The following is an 18,861-nucleotide window of genomic DNA, read 5'->3' as shown; positions in this document are numbered from 1 at the left end:
GGTCGAGGGATTCGAGCCGGGGATGCGTGTGCTGGTGGGCGGCGGGTCCGGCGGGCTTGCGGAATTAGGCACCTTCCCGGCGACCAAGGCGATCCGCATCCCTCCCCCACACCCCCTCCGAGGTATTTTCAGACCGAAGAAGAGGACGGGTAGTGCCAAAATGAAAGGCCCCGGCATAGTGCCGGGGCCTTTTGTCATTCATTTCTAGCTCGTCAGACCGCCGCTTTGAACGCGTCCACGAGGTCCGTCTTTTCCCACGAAAAGCCCCCGTCGTCCTCGGCCGGGCGGCCGAAGTGGCCGTAGGCCGCCGTGCGCTGGTAGATCGGGCGGTTCATGCCCAGATGCTCGCGGATGCCGCGCGGGGTCAGGTTCATGACCTTGGCCGCCGCCTTTTCGATCGCGGCTTCGTCCACCGTGCCCGTGCCGTAGGTGTCGACGTAGATCGACAGCGGTTTGGCGACGCCGATGGCGTAGGACAGTTGCAGCGTGCATTTCTTGGCAAGGCCCGCCGCCACCACGTTCTTGGCGAGGTAGCGCGCGGCATAGGCCGCCGAGCGGTCCACCTTGGTCGGGTCTTTGCCCGAAAAGGCGCCGCCGCCGTGGGGGGCCGCACCGCCATAGGTGTCGACGATGATCTTGCGGCCCGTGAGGCCCGCGTCGCCGTCCGGCCCGCCGATGACGAACTTGCCGGTCGGGTTCACGTGCCATTCGGTCTCGTCCGTGATCCACTCGGCCGGCAGCACCTCTTCGATGTAAGGCGTGACGAGCGCGCGCACGTCGTCCGAGGTCATGGTGTCGTCGAGGTGCTGGGTCGACAAGACGAGCGAGGTCACCGCGACGGGCTGGCCGTTTTCATACCGCACCGAAAGCTGGCTTTTCGCATCCGGGCCAAGCTGGACAATGCCTTCGTTCTTGCGGGCATCGGCCAGACGCTTGAGGATCTTGTGGGCATAGAGGATCGGGGCGGGCATGAGCGCCGTCGTCTCGTCCGTCGCATAGCCGAACATGATGCCCTGATCGCCCGCGCCCTCGTCCTTGTTGTCGGCTGCGTCGACACCCTGGGCGATGTCGGCGGACTGGGCGTGAAGGTAGTTGTCGACCTTCATGTTGGCCCAGTGAAAGCCCTTCTGCTCATAGCCGATGTCCTTGACGCAATCGCGCGCGATCTCTTCCACGCGTTCGATCACGCTGGCGGGGCCGCGCACCTCGCCGCCGATGACGACGCGGTCGGTGGTCGCGAAGGTTTCGCAGGCCACGCGGGAATAGGGGTCTTCTGACAGGAAGGCGTCGAGAACCGCATCGGAAATCCGGTCGCAGACCTTATCCGGGTGGCCTTCGGAAACGGATTCCGAAGTGAATACGTAGTTGGATCGTGCCATGAAAAGTGCTCCGTTATGATATCCCCGCCACGTCAGGAAGCCGTTGTGGCGGTTGGGTCACCCTGCGTTACAGGGGTGCCGCAACCGGGTCAACGGATTTGCGCCGCGCGAAGGCCAGAAGCCCGGCGAACAGCGCCGAAAGCGCCACAATGAAGGGCAGATCGCCGATCTGGGCATAGACCGTGGGCGGCAGAGGTGCGGGAAGGGCCGCGTCGAGGAACCCGGCCTCGTTGAGCGGCAGCGCGGCGGTGACATTGCCCTTGGCGTCGATCATGGCGCTGATCCCGGTGTTGGCGGCACGCGCGAGCGGCAGGCCGAACTCGATGGCGCGGAACCGGGCGTGGACGAGGTGCTGCTGCGGGCCGGAAAAGGTGCCGAACCACGCGTCGTTTGTCAATTGCAGGATCATGTCGGCGCGCCCCTTGGCCCCGCGGATGTCGCGCGGAAAGATCGCCTCGTAGCAGATCAGCGGCAGGGCCTTGCCCAGCGTGCCGGGAAGCTGGTGGATCACCGGGCCGTCGCCCTCTTCGAAGCCATAGCCGGCTTGCTGGGCCAGACCCCGGATGCCGACCTTGGCGAGCTGGTTGCCGAAGGGGACGAATTCCCCGAACGGGACGAGGTGGTGTTTATCGTAGATCCACGCAGGCTCGCCCGGCGCGTCGTAGTAGACGATGGAATTGCGGTAGGTCGATCCCTCGCGCCGCTGGATGCCCGCCACAAGGGGCGCGGGGGCAGCGGAGCGGAAGGCGCGTTCTTCAAGCAGCGGGGCCTGACCCTGAAGCGCGGGGATCGAGGTTTCGGGCCAGACCACCAGATCAGGCTCGCGCCCCTCGGCGGGGGCCGAGGACAGCGCCGTGGCGCGTTCGAAGAAAGTCATGACCCAGTCCGGCTCCCACTTCAGATGCTGGGCCGCGTTGGGCTGGACGAGCCGCAGGACGTTTTCGGTCGTGGGGGGCAGGGGGCGTTGATCGGCGAGAAAGCCGAAACCGGCAAGCGCCACGCCCGCCGCGACCACGCCGACCCTGAGCCAGCGGGAATAGATCGCGACATAGATGAGCGCCGCGAAGAAGAGTGTGACCCAGCCGAGCCCATAGGCGCCGATCCATGCCGCAATCTGCGCGACGGGCGTGTCGATCCAGATCAGCCCCGGCCCGCCCCACGAAAAGCCCGTGAAGGCCCAGGCGCGCACGTATTCAGCGAGCCCCAGCGCGATGGGCAGCGCGACCCAGCGCAGGGCCGGGCGGACGAGTGCGGCAAGGGCCGAGGCCGCGCCCCAGTAAAGCGCCATACCGCCGGCGAGCAGGATGACCGCGAAAGGTGCCATCCAGCCGTGTGCCTTGATGTCGACAAGGAAGGGATTGACCAGCCAGCTCCACTGCACCGCGAAAAACCCGGTGCCGACCATCCAGCCGAGCACGCCCGCGCGTTTCCAACTCGGGGCGTCCAGAACCAGACCCAGACCCAGCGCGAAGGCGACGATGCTGACGGTATAAAGGCCGAAAGGTTCGTGACCGACCGCGGCCATGCCGCCAAAGAAAAGGGCTGCGAACAGCCCCTTCCACTTCGCCGCGGCAAGCCGCCGCATCGCCTCGCGCATCTACGCCTTGCCTTCGCCCGGAAGCCTGACGCGCAGGCGCTTGATCCGCCGGGGTTCGGCATCGACCACTTCGAACTCGGCACCCGAGGGATGTTCGATCACCTCGCCGCGCGCGGGCACACGGCCCGCCTCGAGAAAGACGAGACCGCCCAGAGTGTCGATCTCTTCCTCTTCCACGTCCTCGGTGACGAGCGACAGGCCCGACGCCTCTTCGAATTCTTCAAGCGGCGCGCGCGCCTCGACCAGCCACGACCCCGAGGGTTCCTGCATCCACAGGGCGCCCTCTTCCAGATCGTGTTCATCCTCGATCTCGCCGATGACCTGCTCTACGAGGTCTTCGAGTGTCACCAGACCGTCGACGCCGCCGTATTCGTCGATGACGAGCGCCATGTGCATCCTGTCCGTCTGCATCTTTTGCAACAGGACGCCGATGGGCATTGAGGGCGGCGCATAGATCAGCGGGCGCACGAGGTCGCCCATATCGAAATCCGGGCTGTCGCCGTTGAAGCCGTGCTTGAGCGCGAAATCCTTGAGGTGGACCAGCCCGATGGGCGTGTCCAGCGTGCCCCGGAACACCGGCAGGCGCGTGTTACCGGATTCGCGGAATTTCTCGACCAGATCGGAGAGCGAGATATCCTCGGCGACCGCGACGACCTCGACCTTCGGGATCATCACGTCCTCCACGCGCATCCGGCGCAGGTTCAACATGCCAAGGGGAACGGCGCGGGCGCTGTCGCCACCGCCAGCCGGGGCATCATGTGCCTCGGCCTCATCCGTGTCCGAGGGGCTGAGCGCCCCGATGATACGTCCGAAGAATCCTTCGGACCGTGCGTTTTCCTCTTCCTCGCGCGCGCTCTGCGCCGCGCTAGAAGACCCGTCGGTGTCGCCCATCTGTCCTTTCCACTGGCCCGGAGATCACGTCTCCGTCCCTCCATATGGGTCGGCGAGACCCATCTTGCCAAGTATTTCCGTTTCCAGCCCTTCCATCAGGGCCGCATCTTTGTCGTCTATGTGGTCATAACCCAACAGATGAAGGGTTCCATGTACGACAAGATGGGTCACATGATCCACCATCGGTTTGCCGGCCTCGGCGGCTTCCCGCGCGCAGGTGTCATAGGCGATGGCGATATCGCCCAGTTCCATGTCCTCGGGCGGGTAGGGGTCGCCCCCCGGCTGATCCGCGCCACGTTCCTCGGATGGCCATGACAGCACGTTGGTCGGCGTCGGCTTGTCCCGGAACTCGGTGTTGAGCGCGGCGATCCGGTCGTCGTCGCAGGCCAGCAGCGCAATCTCGGCACCCGCGATGCCCAGCTTTGCGAGCGTCGCCGCGCAGGCGGTTTCGGCGAGAGCCTCGAGCCCCAGCGCCACCCAGCGGTCGTCCTCATATACCACGTCCACGATCATGGGGCCGCTCTTACCCGGCTTCGGGCGTCACGGGAACGCTCATTGCGCCATCACGTCGTCTTGCCGCACCCCGGTCAGATCCTCGCTCACCGCCCAGAGCCGCGCCGCGATATCCTCGCGCTCGGCGTAGTCGGCGGTCGAGGCGACACCCACCGGGCCGACCAGTTCGCGAAAGCCCACCGGGCCATAATTGCCGCCGCCGGTCACATCATCGGCTGTGGCGGCGTAGAGGATCGCCTCCGACGCCTTTTCCGGCACCTGCGAGATGAACGGGATGATGAAGGTGCCGACGATCCAGCCCATGATCGGGATGGTGGCGAGGCGGTCATAGACTCCCTGCGAGCGTGAGAACCCCGGATGCGCGGCGACCGAGGTGATGCCCCAGCCCTGCGCCTCGCTGCGCCGCTGAAGCTCTTTCGCGAACATCAGGCAGGCGAGCTTGGTCTTGCCATAGGCCACCATCGGCTTGAACTTGCCCTTGGTCTGAAGGTCGTCGAAATCGAACTCGCCGTATTTATGCGCCCCGGAGGACAGCGCGACGACCCGCGCGTTCGACCGTGACAGAAGCGGCAGCAACCCGACCACCATCGCGAAATGGGCAAGGTGGTTGACCCCGAACATCATCTCGAACCCGTCCTTGGTCTCGCTGCGCCCCAGTTCGGCCATGACGGCGGCGTTGCAGATCAGGATGTCGAGCTGGTCCAGCTCGGCCAGCGTCTTGGCCGTGAAGGCCTTGACCGAGGCCATGTCGGCAAGGTCCACCTGCCGGAAACTGAGCTTGGCTCCCGGCACCTCGGCACGGATCGTGTCCAGCACAGCCTCGCCCCGTTCGACCGAGCGTCCGGCCATGATGACATGCGCCCCGGCGCGGGCAAGACCCGCGACGATCGCGGTGCACAGCCCGCTCGTCCCTGTGACCATCGCCACCTGGCCGTCGAGCGACCCCATATCCTCAGGCGTCCATGCCATGCGTCACCTCGTGTTATCGAAACGAGGCGTATCATCCATCGGGTCGGCTGTATACGCGGGCCTCAGGCGCTTTGTTTCTGGGGCCGGGCGATCCCGGCTTCGCGCAAAATATCTGCGACCAGATGCTCTCGCCGATAGGCCATGATGTGCACGCCCGAGACGCCCGCGATGTCCTTCACCTGCTGGATCAGTTCGACGCAGATCCTGCGCCCCTCGTCCCCCGGTTTTTCGGCCTTTGCCAGCCGGTCGATCACGCTGTCGGGGATATGGATGCCCGGCACGTTGGAGCGCATCCAGCGCGCGGCCTTGGCCGAGGCGAGCGGGCCGACGCCCGCAAGGATGAACACCCGCTTGTCGAGCCCCATGTCGCGCACCCGTTCCATGAACCGTTCGAAACGCGGAATGTCGAAGATGTAGTTGGTCTGGATGAAATCTGCCCCCGCCTCGACCTTTTTGGCGAGCCGGTCGGCGCGGTAGTCCACCGGATCGACGCAGGGGTTTTCGGCCGCCCCGATGAAAAGGCGCGGGGGTTTTGCGATCTCGCGCCCCGACAGGAACCGCCCCTCGTCGCGCATCGTTTTGATGAGCCGGATCAGGGAAACGCTGTCCAGATCGAACACAGGCTTCGCGCCCGGCTGGTCCCCGGCGCCCACATCGTCGCCCGTGAGGCACAGCACATTGCGCACGCCCATCGCGGCGGCGCCCAGCACGTCGCCCTGAATGGCGATCCGGTTCCGGTCGCGACACGAAATCTGGTAGACCGAGCCATGCCCGGTGCGGGTGAGGAGCGAGCAGATGCCGATGGACGACATATGGCAATTGGCCCCGGACGCATCCGTCGCGTTGATCGCATCCGTGACCTCGGCCAACGGTTTGGCGGCGGCGAACACATCTTCGGGGTCGGCGCTGTCGGGCGGGTTCAATTCGGACGTGACCGCGAACTCGCCTGCCCTCAGGGTGCGCTCCAGCACGGACCCGGCCTTGTGCCCTTCCGGGATCGGTTCATAGGGGCGGATCGCGTTGGGGTCGGAGTAGAACATGCTCATCGCGCGGCCCCTTCCTTGCGGGTCTCTTCGGTCAGCGGGGCCGAGGTCGGTGCACTGGCGCGGGCCTCGGGGTAGGTGCGCGCCAACGCGGTGCGGTTCGCCTCGGTCGCTTCCGTCAATTGCTGCACGCGTTCTCGGCTGGCGCGCAGCCAGGCGGAGCTCCCCTCCAGCCGCCGATCCACGGGGGGCAGGACGACCCCGATCTTGTCGCCGTGCTTCATCCGCGAGGCGCCATCCCATGCCTCGACCCAGACGCAACGCATGTCGGGCTTCACCTCGCAGAACCCGCCGGGACGCACCCCGCCGCAGGGGCCGTTGCGCAACTGCTTGGGGCAGTTCATCGGACAGGACATGCCGGTCGAGGACAGCACGCATTGCCCGCACATCTTGCAGTCGAACAATAGCCCCTTGGTCACGCGCTCGACGGCGGCGACGGGGCGTTCGAGCCGCGCATATCCGAGCTTGGACAAGAGCGGGTCCAGCGAGACGAGAAGGCTTTCGAGCCTTTGGTAAACCCATTCGAACTGGCGTGAGCGGCGGACTGCGAAGCGGCGCAACGCGTACATGGCGACCTCCCTCTGGCTGCCCCCACGATAACGCAAACTTCGGAAAATCCAGAACAATTCGTTGGGATTTCGTTTTCGCCAAAGAAAAAGCGCGGGCGTTTTCGGCCCGCGCTTTCCTGAAGGTGGTCCGTATCAGCCCTTGGCCGGGTCGGCCGCGTCGTAGGCTTCGATGATCTTGGCGACAAGGTGGTGGCGCACCACGTCCTTCGCCGTGAAGTAGTTGAACGCGATGTCGTCGATGCCCTTCAGAAGCGTTTCGGCATCGTGCAGGCCCGAGTTCACGCCGCGCGGCAGATCGACCTGGCTGCGGTCGCCGGTGATGACCATGCGCGAGCCTTCGCCAAGCCGGGTCAGGAACATCTTCATCTGCATCGTCGTGGCGTTCTGCGCCTCATCCAGCACGACGAAGGCGTTCGACAGCGTGCGCCCCCGCATGAAGGCCAGCGGCGCGATTTCGATACGCTTCTCGGCGATCAGCTTTTCGACCTGCTTGCCCGGCAGGAAGTCGTTCAGCGCGTCGTAAAGCGGCTGCATGTAAGGATCGACCTTTTCCTTCATGTCGCCGGGCAGGAAGCCCAGACGTTCGCCGGCTTCGACGGCGGGGCGCGACAGGATGATCTTGTCGACATGGCCCGAGATGAACAGGTTCACCCCCACGGCGACGGCGAGATAGGTCTTGCCGGTGCCCGCGGGCCCGATGCCGAAGGCCAGTTCGCGTTTGAACAGGTTCTTCACATAGGCCTTCTGCGCGTCCGTGCGCGGTTCGACCAGCTTCTTACGGGTCTTGATCTCGACCCGGCCGCCCTTGAACATCTCAAGCTGCGCATCCGGGCCGGGACCGTCTTCGTGGTGGCCCATGCGGATCTCGCCGTCGATGTCTCCGGCCTCGATCTGCTTGCCCTGTTCGAGCCGCTGATAAAGCGCCTGCAAGACTGCTGCCGCCTGCCCACGCGCCTCTCCGTCCCCGACGACGGCAAGCTGGTTGCCGCGGCGCAGGATGTGCACGTTCATCTGGTGTTCGATCTGGGCGAGGTTTCGGTCGAATTCCCCGCACAAGTCGATGAGTAATCGGTTGTCGGGAAACTCCAACAGGGTTTCGTGAATGTCTTCGGGTTTCGGCGGGTTTAACGCATCTAGTCCCAAGTATGTCTCCGTATCACGGGTGCCTGTACTAATGATGGTGCCTCCGACCCCTCGCACACGCAAGCATTAGTGCGCGAAATTTACGCAACTGATACAAAAAGGGCGCTTTCGGGTCGGCTTCGGATTAAGCGGTGTGCACAAATGAAAGCCCCGACGGGCGCGAATGGTTCCCGCGCCCTGTGATGTTATCCATCCGAGACTGAACGAGTCGTTGCCGGGGCGTGCGGCAAAGGAAAAGGCCCGGCGTTTGGCCGGGCCTTGTCGATGTCTTCGGTCGTGCCGGATCAGCGCGGCAGATAGTCCGGAAGGTCCGGCGACACGCGCCATTCGCCGATCACGGCGCCGCGCGGAAGTTCGTTGGAGCAGCGCGGCAGGCCCGATTTCGGGTCCGAACGGTCGCCGCCGTAGCCTTCGAGGCCGTCGTCGGTGATCCACGCTTCGCAGCCGTCGGGCAGAACCGCGACAGCGGCGATGCCGTCACGCGGGCCGGGGGAGTCGCCGATGGTGCGGTCGACGTTGGTCGCGATCAGCTTGGGCGCGCCGCCATCATAGGCGGTGGCCGAACAGCCTGCCACGACGACAGGCGCGAGCAGCGCAATAAGTGCGGTCTTCATTTTCATGGGTTCGGATACCTGTAGCAGACGATTTCCACGCGGCGGTTCTTTTGCATGTTGGCCGCAGAGTTGTTGGGCGCGATCGGACGGCGCTCGCCGAAGCCGACGACACGGTCCACGACCGCCCCCGACTGGCGCGCGACACCGGCCACGGTGTTGGCGCGGTTCTGCGACAGGCGCATGTTGTATTCGTCCGACGCGCGGCTGTCGGTATGCCCGTAGACGGCATAGGCGAAGGCGCCGGCGCTTGCGAAGAACTGGCGCAGCCACTGCTGGCCCTGCGCGGTCAGCTGGTAGCTGTCGGTCTTGAACAGGACATCCGTGTTCTGAACGGCACAGGTGTTCTTTTCCAGACACATATGGCGCCCGGTCTTGGGATCGCGACGCGACACCATATACCCTTCGACGCCACCGTCCGCCCACCAGTGCATACATCCATCCGGGTCTACCCAAAGCCCCCAGTTGATCTTGCCGGTGACTGTCACTTGCGATTGCGCTGCGGCTGGGGTCGTGACCCCCGCAGCAGCGGAGAGCCCCAGAACGGCTGCGGCAGCCAGCGTTCTGAGACTGGAAATAACCCGGTACTTCACTCCTGATCCCCCAAAAAATGGCCGTGTGGCGACGGCGCGATATCTATTGGAGGAAGGTTAAACCGATGAAAGTCTTTATGTAAATGCTGGGCAGATTGAATTTGTCCAAGCTGTGTGGACATTCTGTATCATATATGTGGATTGCTAGTGATTGCTGGGAAAATCCACACAATTCCTAGTGTTAGTGAGTGGGCCCTACACCAAGGCGCCGGCCAGGGAATTGGGCCCGGCCTCGGTGATTCTCACCCGTCTGAGGTCGCCGGGGGCGATTCCCTCGGCTTTCACGTGAACGGCGTGAAGGTAGTCGGATTTCCCGGCCATCTGGCCCTCCATCCGGCCCGGTTTTTCAAACAGAACGCCGATTTCGCGGCCCACCATGCCGTCCATCACGCCGCGCGCCTGTTCGTTGATGAGGGCTTGCAGGCGGTGCAGGCGGTCCGACGCCTCGGCCTCGTCCACCAGCGGACGTTCGGCGGCGGGCGTGCCGGGGCGCGAGGAATACTTGAAGCTGAAGGCCTGCCCATAATTCACGGCACGGATCAGGTCGAGCGTGTCCTCGAAATCGCGATCGGTTTCTTCCGGGAAGCCGACGATGAAATCGCCCGAGATCAGGATGTCGGGGCGGGCCGCCCGGATGCGTTCGATCAGCCGCAGGTATTCTTCGGCGGTGTGCTTGCGGTTCATCCGTTTGAGGATGCGGTCCGACCCCGATTGCACCGGCAGATGCAGGTAGGGCATCAGTTTCGCGCATTCGCCGTGCGCCGCGATCAGGTCGTCGGACATATCGTTGGGATGCGAGGTGGTGAAACGGATCCGCTCCAGCCCGTCGATGTCGTTCAGAGCCCAGATGAGCCGCGCGAGCGACCAGTCGCCGCCGTCGCCCGCGCCGTGATAGGCGTTCACATTCTGGCCCAGCAAGGTGATCTCGCGCACGCCGCGTTCGACCAGTTCGCGCGCTTCCCGCAGAATGCGCTCCGGCGGGCGGCTGACCTCGGCACCGCGCGTATAGGGCACGACGCAGAAGGCGCAGAACTTGTCGCAGCCTTCCTGCACGGTCAGGAACGCGGTCGGCGCGCGCTTGGCGGTCGGGCGGTTCTTCAGAACCTCGAACTTGTCCTCGAGCGGGAAGTCGGTATCGAGCGCCTTTTCGCCCCGACCGACCTTTTCGACCATCTCGGGCAGGCGGTGATAGGTCTGGGGACCGACGACAAGATCGACCATCGGCTGACGCCGCATGATCTCTTCCCCCTCGGCTTGCGCCACGCAGCCCGCGACGCCGATCTTCAGGTCCGGTTTCGCATCCTTCAGATCCTTGAACCGCCCCAGCTCGGAATAGACCTTTTCGGCGGCCTTTTCGCGGATGTGGCAGGTGTTCAGAAGGATCATGTCGGCCTCGTCCGGCGAGCCGACTTCGACATAGCCCTGACCGCCCATAGCCTCGGCCATCCGCTCGCTGTCATAGACGTTCATCTGGCAGCCGTAGGTGCGGATGAACAGTTTCTTCGGGTCCGTGCTCTGATCGGTCATGTCGCGCGTTCTCCGGGGCCTTCGATCAAGGCGGCGTCGTAACGCGTTTGCCCTATCGCCGCAACGGTTGCATTGGCGTGGGCGTTCAGGGAAAGTTTACCCAGACCCCGCCACAAGGGGCATTTGGGGCAGAGAATGCGTTACACATCGCTCGCACAGTTCATCGACCGGGGCAAAGCGGCCTTTGCGAAGGGGCCGGTGGCGCTGATCTTCGTCGAGGATCTGGTCGAGGTCGAAAGCACGATCCGCTACCACCAGTTGACCGGGTTTCGCGGGATCGTTCTGTTCGCGCCAAGGGAACTGGACCTGACCCATTCGCTCGAACAGGAAATTCACCGGGTGGATTATCCGGTGCTGCATGTCGGCGACGTGCAGAAGGCGGTGAATGCCGTCATCGACATCGCCGAGGGCACGTGGCTTTATTACTGCTACAACGCCGAATACCTGTTCTTTCCGTTCTGCGAGACGCGCAACGTCAACGAACTTCTGGTCTTTCACACCGAAGAACGGCGCAGCGCGATGCTGGCCTATGTGGTCGACCTCTATGCCGGTGATCTCAAACGCTATCCCGATGCGGTTTCGCTCGACCATGCGTGGCTCGACAAGTCGGGCTACTATGCGCTCGGGCGCCCGGACCCCGAGAACAACAATTACCCCAAGGAGCGGCAGCTCGATTTCTTCGGCGGCCTGCGCTGGCGGTTCGAGGAACACGTGCCCAAGGACCGGCGCAAGATCGACCGGATCGCATTGTTCAAGGCGCGTCCTGACCTCGTTCTGCGCGCGGACCACACGTTCAACGACGAGGAATACAACACCTACGCTTGCCCATGGCACAACAACCTGACGGCGGCGATCGTGAGCTTTCGGACCGCCAAGGCGCTGAAGTCCAACGCCGGGTCCACCTTCGACATTCCGACGTTCAAATGGCACAACTCGGTGCCGTTCGACTGGACGTCGCAGCAGCTTCTGGACCTCGGGCTGATGGAGCCGGGGCAGTGGTTCTGATCGGTTGAAGCCTGCGGTGGGCACGACGCGGCGAAGCAGAGGCCCCGGGTTTACATCAAATCACATGCGCCTATGTTTAGGGGGAACCCCGCAAGCACCCGCGCGTTCACGCGTGGCCTTGCCGAACTCACTCCCGACCAAACGAGGCACTTATGACCGAAGTCAAATCGGGCGACACCGTCCGTATTCACTACACCGGCACGCTGAACGACGGCACCGTCTTCGACAGTTCCGACGGGCGCGATCCGCTCGAATTCACCGTGGGCTCGGGCCAGATCATCCCCGGACTGGACAAGGCGATCCCCGGCATGACGCCCGGCGACAAGAAAACCGTTCCGGTCCCGGCGGACGAGGCCTATGGCCCGCATCATCCCGAAGGTGTGACCGAGATTCCGCGCGGCGACATTCCCGCCGACATTCCGCTGGAAACCGGCATCATGCTTCAGATGTCCACGCCGGACGGGCGCCAGATCCCGGTGACCGTGACCGACGTGACCGAGGAAAAGGTCACGATCGACGCCAACCACCAGCTTGCGGGCAAAGACCTGACGTTCAACATCGAACTGGTCGAAATCGCCTGATCCGACCCGACCGGGGGGCTCCGCCGACGGCGATGCCAAGGCGGAACACCCCCCGGCGGCCCGGCGTTTTCCCTTCGACAGACTAGGAAGGAGGACGCCATGACCGCTGTAATGGCTAAAGCCGCCACGATGATCGCCGCGCCTCCGCTCGTATGCTACGAGGCGTTCGCGACCCCCGACCGGATGACGGAATTCTGGTTCCCCAGGGTGTCCGGCCCGATCGAGAAGGGCGTGACCCTGACGTGGTACGTGGGTACGGCGCCCGATGCCCATCCCATCACCGTCGAGGTGGTCGAGGCGATGCCGGGCGAACGCATCGACATCCGCTGGGGCGACGGCACGCAGATGACCGACGTGTCGTGGACCTTCATCGAGAAGGGCCCGATGACCGAGGTGAAAGTCACCGAAACCGGTTTCGAGGGCGACGAGGCCGCGCAGGCGGCGCAAGCCATTGATTCAACGGGCGGGTTCAGTCAGGTGCTCATCGCCGCCAAGGCGCTGATCGAGCACGACGTATCCATCAATGTGGTCGAGGATCGCGCGGCCGGCTAGTCAGCGTTTGGCGCGCAGCCGGATCACTACGTCGACTTTCGACACTTCGGCCCCGTCCGGCGCCGCCGGGAGGGCCGCGATTTCAAGATCTTCCTCGGGCGCATCCATCAACTCACCCGAATCTTCCCAGAAGAAATGCGGGTGGTTGGTGGTGTTGGTGTCGAAGTAGCCCTTGGTGCCGTTCACGAGGATTTCGCGCAGAAGCCCGACCTCGGAGAACGACCGAAGCGTGTTGTAGACCGTCGCAAGCGATACCTTTTCACCGGCCTCGCGCGTCGCGTCGAACAGGCTTTCGGCGGTGACATGCCGATGCTCGCCGTCGCCGACCAGCAGCGCCGCGATGGCCACGCGCTGTCGCGTCGGGCGCAGCCCGGCGCTTTCGAGCCACTTGCGGCCCATATCCTGTGACTGGCTGTGGGTCATCTTCACCCTCTGACTTCGTCTGGCGGTATATATAGTCAACAATACCTGTGCATTTCAATTGGATTCCCCGCACCCACCATGAAGGCAGGGCAGGAGCGCCGCACTTGCCACTCACTTCGCGCGGGTGATAGACGGGCCGAAGCAAACCGATGTACCGTTCATAACACGTAGCCAGGGGGCCTGATGGCAGAGTATCCAACGAGTTTCGACAAGGACGACCTGCTGAAGTGCGCCCGCGGCGAGCTTTTCGGCGAAGGAAACGCGCAACTTCCCGCGCCGCCGATGCTGATGATGGACCGGATCACCGATATCTCGGGTGACGGCGGCAAGCACGGCAAGGGCCACGTGGTCGCGGAATTCGATATCGTGCCGGATCTTTGGTTCTTCGACTGCCATTTCCCCGGCAACCCGATCATGCCCGGTTGTCTCGGCCTCGACGGTCTGTGGCAGCTGACCGGTTTCAACCTCGGCTGGCGCGGCTGGCAGGGGCGCGGCTATGCGCTGGGTGTGGGTGAGGTGAAGCTCACCGGCATGGTCCGGCCCGACCGCAAGAAACTGACGTATTACGTGGACTTCACGAAAGCCGTGCAGACCCGTCGCCTGACGATGGGTGTCGCCGACGGGATCGTCGAGGCGGACGGCGAAGTCATCTATCAGGTCAAGGACATGAAGGTCGCGCTTTCGGAAAGCTGACCGAAACCATCCGGGGACGGGCGCACCAGATAAGGAGCCAGAAATGCAACGTGTCGTCGTGACAGGTCTTGGGGTCGTGTCCCCCATCGGTCTGAACACCGAAGAGGTCACGCAGTCGCTGAAGGCTGGCCGCTCAGGCATCACCGCCAATGCGGACATGGCCGAATACGGCTTTCGCAGCCAGATCGCGGGGGCGGTGGATATCGACCTCAAGGAAAACGTGGACAAGCGTGCGCTTCGGTTCATGGGGCCGGGCGCGGCCTATGCCTATCTCGCGATGGGGCAGGCGATTGCCGATGCCGGGCTGGACGACTCCGACGTGGTCAACGAACGCACGGGGCTGATCGCTGGCTCTGGCGGCCCGTCGACCAGTTCGATGTTTCAGGCCCACCAGACGGTTCTGAAGTCCGGTTCTCCCAAGCGCATCGGCCCACTCGCCGTGCCGAAGTGCATGTCCTCGACGATCAGCGCGAACCTCGCCACGCAATACAAGATCAAGGGCATCAACTACTCGATCACCTCGGCCTGTTCCACGTCGCTTCACTGTATCGGCAGCGCCGCCGAGCAGATCATGATGGGCAAGCAGGACGTGATGTTCGCGGGCGGCGCGGAAGAGCTCGACTGGACCCTGTCCTGCCTCTTCGATGCGATGGGCGCGATGTCGTCAAAGTTCAACGACACGCCGGACAAGGCCTCGCGCGCCTTCGACAAGGACCGCGACGGGTTCGTGATTGCGGGCGGCGGCGGGATCGTCGTGCTCGAAAGCCTCGACCACGCGCTGGCGCGCGGTGCCAAGATCTATGGCGAAGTGACGGGATTCGCCGCCACTTCGGACGGGCACGACATGGTCGCCCCGTCGGGCGAGGGCGGCGAACGGGCCATGCGGTTGGCGCTGTCCACGCTGCCCGAAGGTCGGAAAGTGGGCTATATCAACGCTCACGGCACCTCGACCCCGGTCGGCGATGTCGGAGAAGTGGAAGCGGTGCGCCGCGTCTTCGGCGAAGGCTCCACCCCGCTCATCAGTTCCACCAAGTCGATGACCGGCCACGCGCAAGGCGCGGCGGGTGCGATGGAGGCGATCTTCTCGATCCTCATGCTGGATCAGCATTTCATCACCCCCTCGATCAACGTCGAAACGCTCGACCCGGCGATCCACGAGGGCGAGATCGCGACGACACTGGTCGAAAACGCGGGGCTCGACACCGTGATGACCAACAGCTTCGGCTTCGGCGGGACCAACGGGTCGATGCTGATCAGCAAGTATAACGGATAGGGACCGGGGACATGGGTGAGTTGATGAAGGGCAAGCGCGGCCTTGTCATGGGCGTCGCCAACGATCGCTCCATCGCGTGGGGGATCGCCAAGGCGATGGCCGACGAGGGCGCGGAGCTTGCCTTTTCCTATCAGGGCGAGGCCTTCGGCAAGCGGGTCGAACCGCTGGCCCAGTCGCTCGGCTCCGACATCCTTGTCGATATGGACGTGACCGACGATGCCAAACTCGACGCGGGCTTCGCGGCCTTGTGGGAACGGTGGGACCGGATCGATTTCCTCGTCCATGCCATCGCGTTTTCGGACAAGTCGGAACTGACGGGGCGGTTCCTCAACACCTCCCGCGCGAACTTCAAGAACTCGATGGATATCTCGTGCTACTCGCTGATCGACGTGGCGCGGCGGGTCGAGCCCTACATGACCGAGGGCGGCACGATCCTGACCCTGACCTATGGCGGGTCCAACCGCGTGACGCCGTTCTACAATGTGATGGGCGTGGCCAAGGCGGCGCTGGAGGCTTCGGTCCGTTACCTCGCCAACGACCTCGGCCCGCAGGGCATCCGCGTGAACGCGATCAGCCCCGGTCCGATGAAAACGCTGGCGGGCGCGGCCATTGGCGGCGCGCGCAAGACGTTCCGGCACACCGAGGCGAACTCGCCCCTGCGCCAGAACGCGACGCTCGAATCCATCGGCGGCACGGCGGTCTACCTCGCTTCGCCCTATGGCGAATGCACGACGGGCGAGATCATCACCGTCGATTGCGGGTTCCACGTGCTCGGGATGCCGCAGCCGGAAAACCTGTAGCTTTGTGAACCGATTAGTCTTGAAGGGGCGTGGTCGTTGGGCCGCGCCCTTTTCTCGTTCCGTCGGCTCTGGCCCACAGCCAGTGGACGCCCCGATTGACCTGCGCTATCAGCGCCCGAACGCAGCGAGGAGGCTTTCCATGTCCGGCCACGGCACCCCGATCCCGATGACCAGCCGCAAGTCCGGCCCGCTCAAGGGCGTGGCGGACGTGCCGGGGGATAAGTCGATCAGCCACCGCTCGCTCCTGCTTGGCGCGATGGCCGTGGGTGAGACCCGCGTGACCGGGCTGCTCGAAGGCGAGGACGTGCTGGCCACCGCCGCGGCGATGCGCGCTTTCGGGGCCGATGTGGAACGGTTGGGCGACGGCGAATGGCGCGTGAACGGTGTCGGCGTCGGTGGCTTTGCCGAGCCTGAAGACGTGATCGACTGCGGCAACGCGGGCACTGGCGTGCGGCTTATCATGGGGTGCATGGCGACCTCGCCGATCACCGCGACCTTCACGGGCGATGCCTCACTTCGGTCGCGCCCGATGGGCCGCGTGACCGACCCCATCGCCCTGTTCGGCGCGCAGAGCTACGGGCGCACGGGCGGGCGGCTGCCGATGACCGTGGTGGGCGCGAAGAACCCGATCCCGGTCCGCTACAGAACGCCGATGGCCTCCGCGCAGGTCAAATCCGCCGTGCTGCTCGCGGGCCTGAACGCGCCCGGTGAGACCGTGGTGATCGAGGCCGAGGCGACGCGCGATCATACCGAGCGGATGCTTGCGGGGTTCGGGGCCGAGATCAGCGTCGAGGACACCGACGAGGGCCGCGTCATCACGCTGGTGGGTCAGCCGGAGCTCAAGCCCCAGACCATCGCCGTGCCGCGCGATCCGTCCTCGGCGGCGTTCCCGGTCTGCGCCGCGCTGATCGTGCCGGGGTCCGACGTGCTGGTGCCGAACATCGGCCTGAACCCGACCCGCGCCGGGCTGTTCACCACGCTCATCGAAATGGGCGCGGACCTGACCTATGAGAACGAACGCGAAGAGGGGGGCGAGCCTGTGGCCGACCTGCGCGCGCGTTTCTCGCCCGACATGAAGGGCATCCGCGTGCCGGAAGAGCGTGCGGCGAGCATGATCGACGAATATCCGGTGCTGTCCGTGGTCGCGGCCTTTGCGACCGGCAAGACCGAGATGGTCGGCGTGCATGAGCTGCGCGTCAAGGAAAGCGACCGGATCGACGCGATGGCGCGGGGGCTCGAGGCGAACGGGGTCACCATCGAGGAAGGGCGCGACTTCATGACCGTGCACGGCTTGGGTCCGGACGGCGTGCCGGGGGGCGGCACCGCTGCCGCGCGGCTCGACCACCGGATCGCGATGAGCTTCATGGTCATGGGGATGGCGTCCCAATCGCCCGTAAGCGTCGATGACGGCCAGCCCATCGCAACCTCGTTCCCGATTTTCGAGCCGCTGATGACAGGTCTCGGCGCGACCATCGAGCGTTCGACCGCCTGATATTGGCGGTTCCCTCGCCGCCGTTCCTCTGGCTAAGTGACGGCAGGGCTTGGGAGCGACGCATGGGACGCATCGGGATTTTCTGGTTTTTGCTCGCCGTGACGCTTTTGGTCTACGGCCTTCTGGTCGGCTGGGCCGGGCAGGACATGATCGCGCTCACCAACGGGGCGGCGATCCCCGACCTGCGGGTGACGGGATATGGGGTCGATGACATCCGGGCGCTGCTCGACGGGGCCGAGCCGGGGTTTCCCGAAGCCTATGCGCGCATCTCGCGGACATGGGACGTCGCCGTGCCGGTGCTGTTCGGTGTGACCTTCGCCTACGGGATCTGGCTGGGGGGCGGGGCGTGGCGCTGGCTTGCTCTGGTGCCGGTGGTCATGGGCCTGTCCGACCTGACCGAGAATGCGCTGGTCACCCAAAGCCTGCTTGCCGGCCCCGACGCCCTCGATCCGGGCACGATTGGGCGGGCGAGCGCCGCCACCATGCTCAAATGGCTCCTTCTGCCTGTGTCGATCTTGCTCCTCGTCGCGACTTTCTTCAAAACGCGGGCACGAGCGAGCAAGGGGTAGCGGTTTGAGCTTCACGGTAGCAATCGACGGGCCTGCGGCGGCGGGCAAGGGCACGATTTCCAAAGCGGTGGCGCGGCATTTCGGCTTCGCGCATCTGGACACCGGGCTGCTCTATCGCGCCGTGGGCAAACGTGTGCTGGACGGCGAAGACGCGGTGGCGGCGGCCCGGTCGCTGCGCGCCGAGGATCTTGAGGTGCTGGGGCTGCGCACGCCAAAGGTCGCGCAGGCGGCGAGCAAGGTGGCGGTCGAACCCGAGGTGCGCGAGGCGCTGGTGGATTTCCAACGCGCCTTCGCGGCACGCGCAGGCGGCGCGGTTCTGGACGGGCGCGACATCGGCACCGTGATCTGCCCTGAGGCCGCCGTGAAGCTTTTTGTGACAGCCAGCCCCGAGGTGCGGGCGGTGCGCCGGCACAAGGAACTGCTCGAAACCGGGCATGACGCGGGTTACGACAGTGTGCTGGCTGACGTGCGCGCGCGCGACGAGCGGGACCGGACCCGCGCGACGGCGCCCCTGAAGCCCGCGGATGACGCGGTGACCATCGACACGAGTCACATGACGATCGAGGCGGCGGTGGCGGCGGCGGTAGCGGTGGTAAACAAGGTGCGCGGGGCCTGAAAGATTTCGCCCGCTTGCGCGG

The 18,861-nt window shown here is 64.8% G+C and carries 21 protein-coding genes, 1 pseudogene and 1 riboswitch; of the genes and pseudogenes, 10 read left to right on the top strand and 12 right to left on the bottom strand.

Annotation, left to right across the window (positions count from 1 at the left end; translation table 11 throughout):
- Window positions 1-208: pseudogene (locus tag RB2654_RS23840) on the top strand (hypothetical protein); the annotation flags it as partial.
- Between the two features lie 4 nt (window positions 209-212).
- Here the strand turns inward: RB2654_RS23840 and metK are convergent.
- The 11 genes from metK to miaB form a co-directional block, all read right to left on the bottom strand.
- Complete coding sequence (gene metK / locus RB2654_RS17330) at window positions 213-1,379, bottom strand: methionine adenosyltransferase (protein WP_008334258.1); 1,167 nt, start codon at window positions 1,377-1,379, stop codon at window positions 213-215.
- A 6-nt stretch (window positions 1,380-1,385) separates the two neighbouring features.
- A riboswitch (SAM-SAH riboswitch) is annotated at window positions 1,386-1,434 on the bottom strand.
- Between the two features lie 12 nt (window positions 1,435-1,446).
- On the bottom strand, window positions 1,447-2,976 hold the full coding sequence (lnt, locus tag RB2654_RS17325) for an apolipoprotein N-acyltransferase (protein ID WP_008334257.1): 1,530 nt from the start codon (window positions 2,974-2,976) through the stop codon (window positions 1,447-1,449).
- Entirely contained in the window at window positions 2,977-3,867 is an 891-nt protein-coding gene (locus RB2654_RS17320) for a hemolysin family protein (RefSeq protein WP_008334256.1), read from the bottom strand. It lies immediately after the preceding gene.
- A 24-nt stretch (window positions 3,868-3,891) separates the two neighbouring features.
- Window positions 3,892-4,380, bottom strand: a complete 489-nt coding sequence (gene ybeY / locus RB2654_RS17315) for an rRNA maturation RNase YbeY (RefSeq protein WP_008334255.1) — start codon at window positions 4,378-4,380, stop codon at window positions 3,892-3,894.
- A 39-nt stretch (window positions 4,381-4,419) separates the two neighbouring features.
- A complete protein-coding gene (locus RB2654_RS17310; protein WP_040885181.1) occupies window positions 4,420-5,349 on the bottom strand; it encodes an SDR family NAD(P)-dependent oxidoreductase in 930 nt (309 codons plus the stop codon).
- Window positions 5,350-5,411: 62 nt separating this feature from the next.
- Window positions 5,412-6,395 carry a methylenetetrahydrofolate reductase gene (locus RB2654_RS17305; RefSeq protein WP_008334253.1) on the bottom strand — a complete coding sequence of 328 codons (984 nt, stop codon included), beginning with the start codon at window positions 6,393-6,395 and terminating at the stop codon, window positions 5,412-5,414.
- Window positions 6,392-6,961, bottom strand: coding sequence for a methylenetetrahydrofolate reductase C-terminal domain-containing protein (locus RB2654_RS17300; RefSeq protein WP_008334252.1), 570 nt, complete (start codon window positions 6,959-6,961; stop codon window positions 6,392-6,394). Before RB2654_RS17300 ends, RB2654_RS17305 begins: the two co-directional genes overlap by 4 nt.
- Before the next feature lie 132 nt (window positions 6,962-7,093).
- Window positions 7,094-8,104 (bottom strand): PhoH family protein, encoded by a 1,011-nt coding sequence (locus RB2654_RS17295; RefSeq protein WP_040885179.1) that lies wholly within the window; start codon window positions 8,102-8,104, stop codon window positions 7,094-7,096.
- Between the two features lie 284 nt (window positions 8,105-8,388).
- Window positions 8,389-8,724 (bottom strand): hypothetical protein, encoded by a 336-nt coding sequence (locus RB2654_RS22565; protein ID WP_008334249.1) that lies wholly within the window; start codon window positions 8,722-8,724, stop codon window positions 8,389-8,391.
- A complete protein-coding gene (locus RB2654_RS17285) occupies window positions 8,721-9,308 on the bottom strand; it encodes an OmpA family protein (RefSeq protein WP_050771986.1) in 588 nt (195 codons plus the stop codon). The genes RB2654_RS22565 and RB2654_RS17285 overlap by 4 nt, the downstream gene beginning before the upstream one ends.
- A gap of 195 nt (window positions 9,309-9,503) precedes the next feature.
- Window positions 9,504-10,835 (bottom strand): tRNA (N6-isopentenyl adenosine(37)-C2)-methylthiotransferase MiaB, encoded by a 1,332-nt coding sequence (gene miaB / locus RB2654_RS17280; RefSeq protein WP_008334245.1) that lies wholly within the window; start codon window positions 10,833-10,835, stop codon window positions 9,504-9,506.
- Between the two features lie 135 nt (window positions 10,836-10,970).
- Between miaB and RB2654_RS17275 the strand changes: the two genes are divergently transcribed.
- The 3 genes from RB2654_RS17275 to RB2654_RS17265 all read left to right on the top strand — a co-directional run bounded on the left by RB2654_RS17275 (window position 10,971) and on the right by RB2654_RS17265 (window position 12,973).
- Window positions 10,971-11,840, top strand: a complete 870-nt coding sequence (locus RB2654_RS17275) for a hypothetical protein (protein ID WP_008334243.1) — start codon at window positions 10,971-10,973, stop codon at window positions 11,838-11,840.
- Between the two features lie 152 nt (window positions 11,841-11,992).
- Complete coding sequence (locus RB2654_RS17270; RefSeq protein WP_008334242.1) at window positions 11,993-12,421, top strand: FKBP-type peptidyl-prolyl cis-trans isomerase; 429 nt, start codon at window positions 11,993-11,995, stop codon at window positions 12,419-12,421.
- 99 nt (window positions 12,422-12,520) lie between these two features.
- Complete coding sequence (locus RB2654_RS17265; protein WP_040885177.1) at window positions 12,521-12,973, top strand: SRPBCC family protein; 453 nt, start codon at window positions 12,521-12,523, stop codon at window positions 12,971-12,973.
- Here the strand turns inward: RB2654_RS17265 and irrA are convergent, their stop codons facing one another.
- A complete protein-coding gene (gene irrA / locus RB2654_RS17260; RefSeq protein ID WP_008334240.1) occupies window positions 12,974-13,396 on the bottom strand; it encodes an iron response transcriptional regulator IrrA in 423 nt (140 codons plus the stop codon).
- Window positions 13,397-13,579: 183 nt separating this feature from the next.
- On the opposite strand from irrA, the gene fabA reads away from it, so the two are divergent.
- The 6 genes from fabA (at window position 13,580) to RB2654_RS17230 (ending at window position 18,839) form a co-directional block, all read left to right on the top strand.
- A complete protein-coding gene (gene fabA / locus RB2654_RS17255; RefSeq protein WP_008334239.1) occupies window positions 13,580-14,089 on the top strand; it encodes a bifunctional 3-hydroxydecanoyl-ACP dehydratase/trans-2-decenoyl-ACP isomerase in 510 nt (169 codons plus the stop codon).
- Window positions 14,090-14,132: 43 nt separating this feature from the next.
- On the top strand, window positions 14,133-15,362 hold the full coding sequence (locus RB2654_RS17250) for a beta-ketoacyl-ACP synthase II (RefSeq protein ID WP_008334238.1): 1,230 nt from the start codon (window positions 14,133-14,135) through the stop codon (window positions 15,360-15,362).
- A gap of 11 nt (window positions 15,363-15,373) precedes the next feature.
- On the top strand, window positions 15,374-16,162 hold the full coding sequence (locus RB2654_RS17245) for an enoyl-ACP reductase FabI (RefSeq protein ID WP_008334237.1): 789 nt from the start codon (window positions 15,374-15,376) through the stop codon (window positions 16,160-16,162).
- A 139-nt stretch (window positions 16,163-16,301) separates the two neighbouring features.
- Entirely contained in the window at window positions 16,302-17,654 is a 1,353-nt protein-coding gene (aroA, locus tag RB2654_RS17240; protein ID WP_040885175.1) for a 3-phosphoshikimate 1-carboxyvinyltransferase, read from the top strand.
- A gap of 62 nt (window positions 17,655-17,716) precedes the next feature.
- A complete protein-coding gene (locus RB2654_RS17235) occupies window positions 17,717-18,223 on the top strand; it encodes a hypothetical protein (protein ID WP_008334235.1) in 507 nt (168 codons plus the stop codon).
- A gap of 4 nt (window positions 18,224-18,227) precedes the next feature.
- A complete protein-coding gene (locus tag RB2654_RS17230; protein ID WP_008334234.1) occupies window positions 18,228-18,839 on the top strand; it encodes a (d)CMP kinase in 612 nt (203 codons plus the stop codon).
- Window positions 18,840-18,861 lie beyond the last annotated feature (22 nt).

Origin of the sequence: Maritimibacter alkaliphilus HTCC2654 (assembly GCF_000152805.1) — a bacterium.
Taxonomy (GTDB): domain Bacteria; phylum Pseudomonadota; class Alphaproteobacteria; order Rhodobacterales; family Rhodobacteraceae; genus Maritimibacter; species Maritimibacter alkaliphilus.
This window is presented reverse-complemented; position numbering and strand designations above follow the sequence as displayed.

Bases quoted from the DNA above. Each gene is read 5' to 3' on its own strand.
- RB2654_RS17250 (WP_008334238.1), top strand. From the start codon at position 14,133: ATGCAACGTGTCGTCGTGACAGGTCTTGGGGTCGTGTCCCCCATCGGT.
- RB2654_RS17245 (WP_008334237.1), top strand. From the start codon at position 15,374: ATGGGTGAGTTGATGAAGGGCAAGCGCGGCCTTGTCATGGGCGTCGCC.
- lnt (WP_008334257.1), bottom strand. From the start codon at position 2,976: ATGCGCGAGGCGATGCGGCGGCTTGCCGCGGCGAAGTGGAAGGGGCTG.
- RB2654_RS22565 (WP_008334249.1), bottom strand. From the start codon at position 8,724: ATGAAAATGAAGACCGCACTTATTGCGCTGCTCGCGCCTGTCGTCGTG.
- RB2654_RS17320 (WP_008334256.1), bottom strand. From the start codon at position 3,867: ATGGGCGACACCGACGGGTCTTCTAGCGCGGCGCAGAGCGCGCGCGAG.
- RB2654_RS17275 (WP_008334243.1), top strand. From the start codon at position 10,971: ATGCGTTACACATCGCTCGCACAGTTCATCGACCGGGGCAAAGCGGCC.
- aroA (WP_040885175.1), top strand. From the start codon at position 16,302: ATGTCCGGCCACGGCACCCCGATCCCGATGACCAGCCGCAAGTCCGGC.
- ybeY (WP_008334255.1), bottom strand. From the start codon at position 4,380: ATGATCGTGGACGTGGTATATGAGGACGACCGCTGGGTGGCGCTGGGG.
- miaB (WP_008334245.1), bottom strand. From the start codon at position 10,835: ATGACCGATCAGAGCACGGACCCGAAGAAACTGTTCATCCGCACCTAC.
- irrA (WP_008334240.1), bottom strand. From the start codon at position 13,396: ATGACCCACAGCCAGTCACAGGATATGGGCCGCAAGTGGCTCGAAAGC.
- RB2654_RS17270 (WP_008334242.1), top strand. From the start codon at position 11,993: ATGACCGAAGTCAAATCGGGCGACACCGTCCGTATTCACTACACCGGC.
- fabA (WP_008334239.1), top strand. From the start codon at position 13,580: ATGGCAGAGTATCCAACGAGTTTCGACAAGGACGACCTGCTGAAGTGC.
- RB2654_RS17305 (WP_008334253.1), bottom strand. From the start codon at position 6,395: ATGAGCATGTTCTACTCCGACCCCAACGCGATCCGCCCCTATGAACCG.
- RB2654_RS17235 (WP_008334235.1), top strand. From the start codon at position 17,717: ATGGGACGCATCGGGATTTTCTGGTTTTTGCTCGCCGTGACGCTTTTG.
- RB2654_RS17310 (WP_040885181.1), bottom strand. From the start codon at position 5,349: ATGGCATGGACGCCTGAGGATATGGGGTCGCTCGACGGCCAGGTGGCG.
- RB2654_RS17300 (WP_008334252.1), bottom strand. From the start codon at position 6,961: ATGTACGCGTTGCGCCGCTTCGCAGTCCGCCGCTCACGCCAGTTCGAA.
- RB2654_RS17265 (WP_040885177.1), top strand. From the start codon at position 12,521: ATGACCGCTGTAATGGCTAAAGCCGCCACGATGATCGCCGCGCCTCCG.
- metK (WP_008334258.1), bottom strand. From the start codon at position 1,379: ATGGCACGATCCAACTACGTATTCACTTCGGAATCCGTTTCCGAAGGC.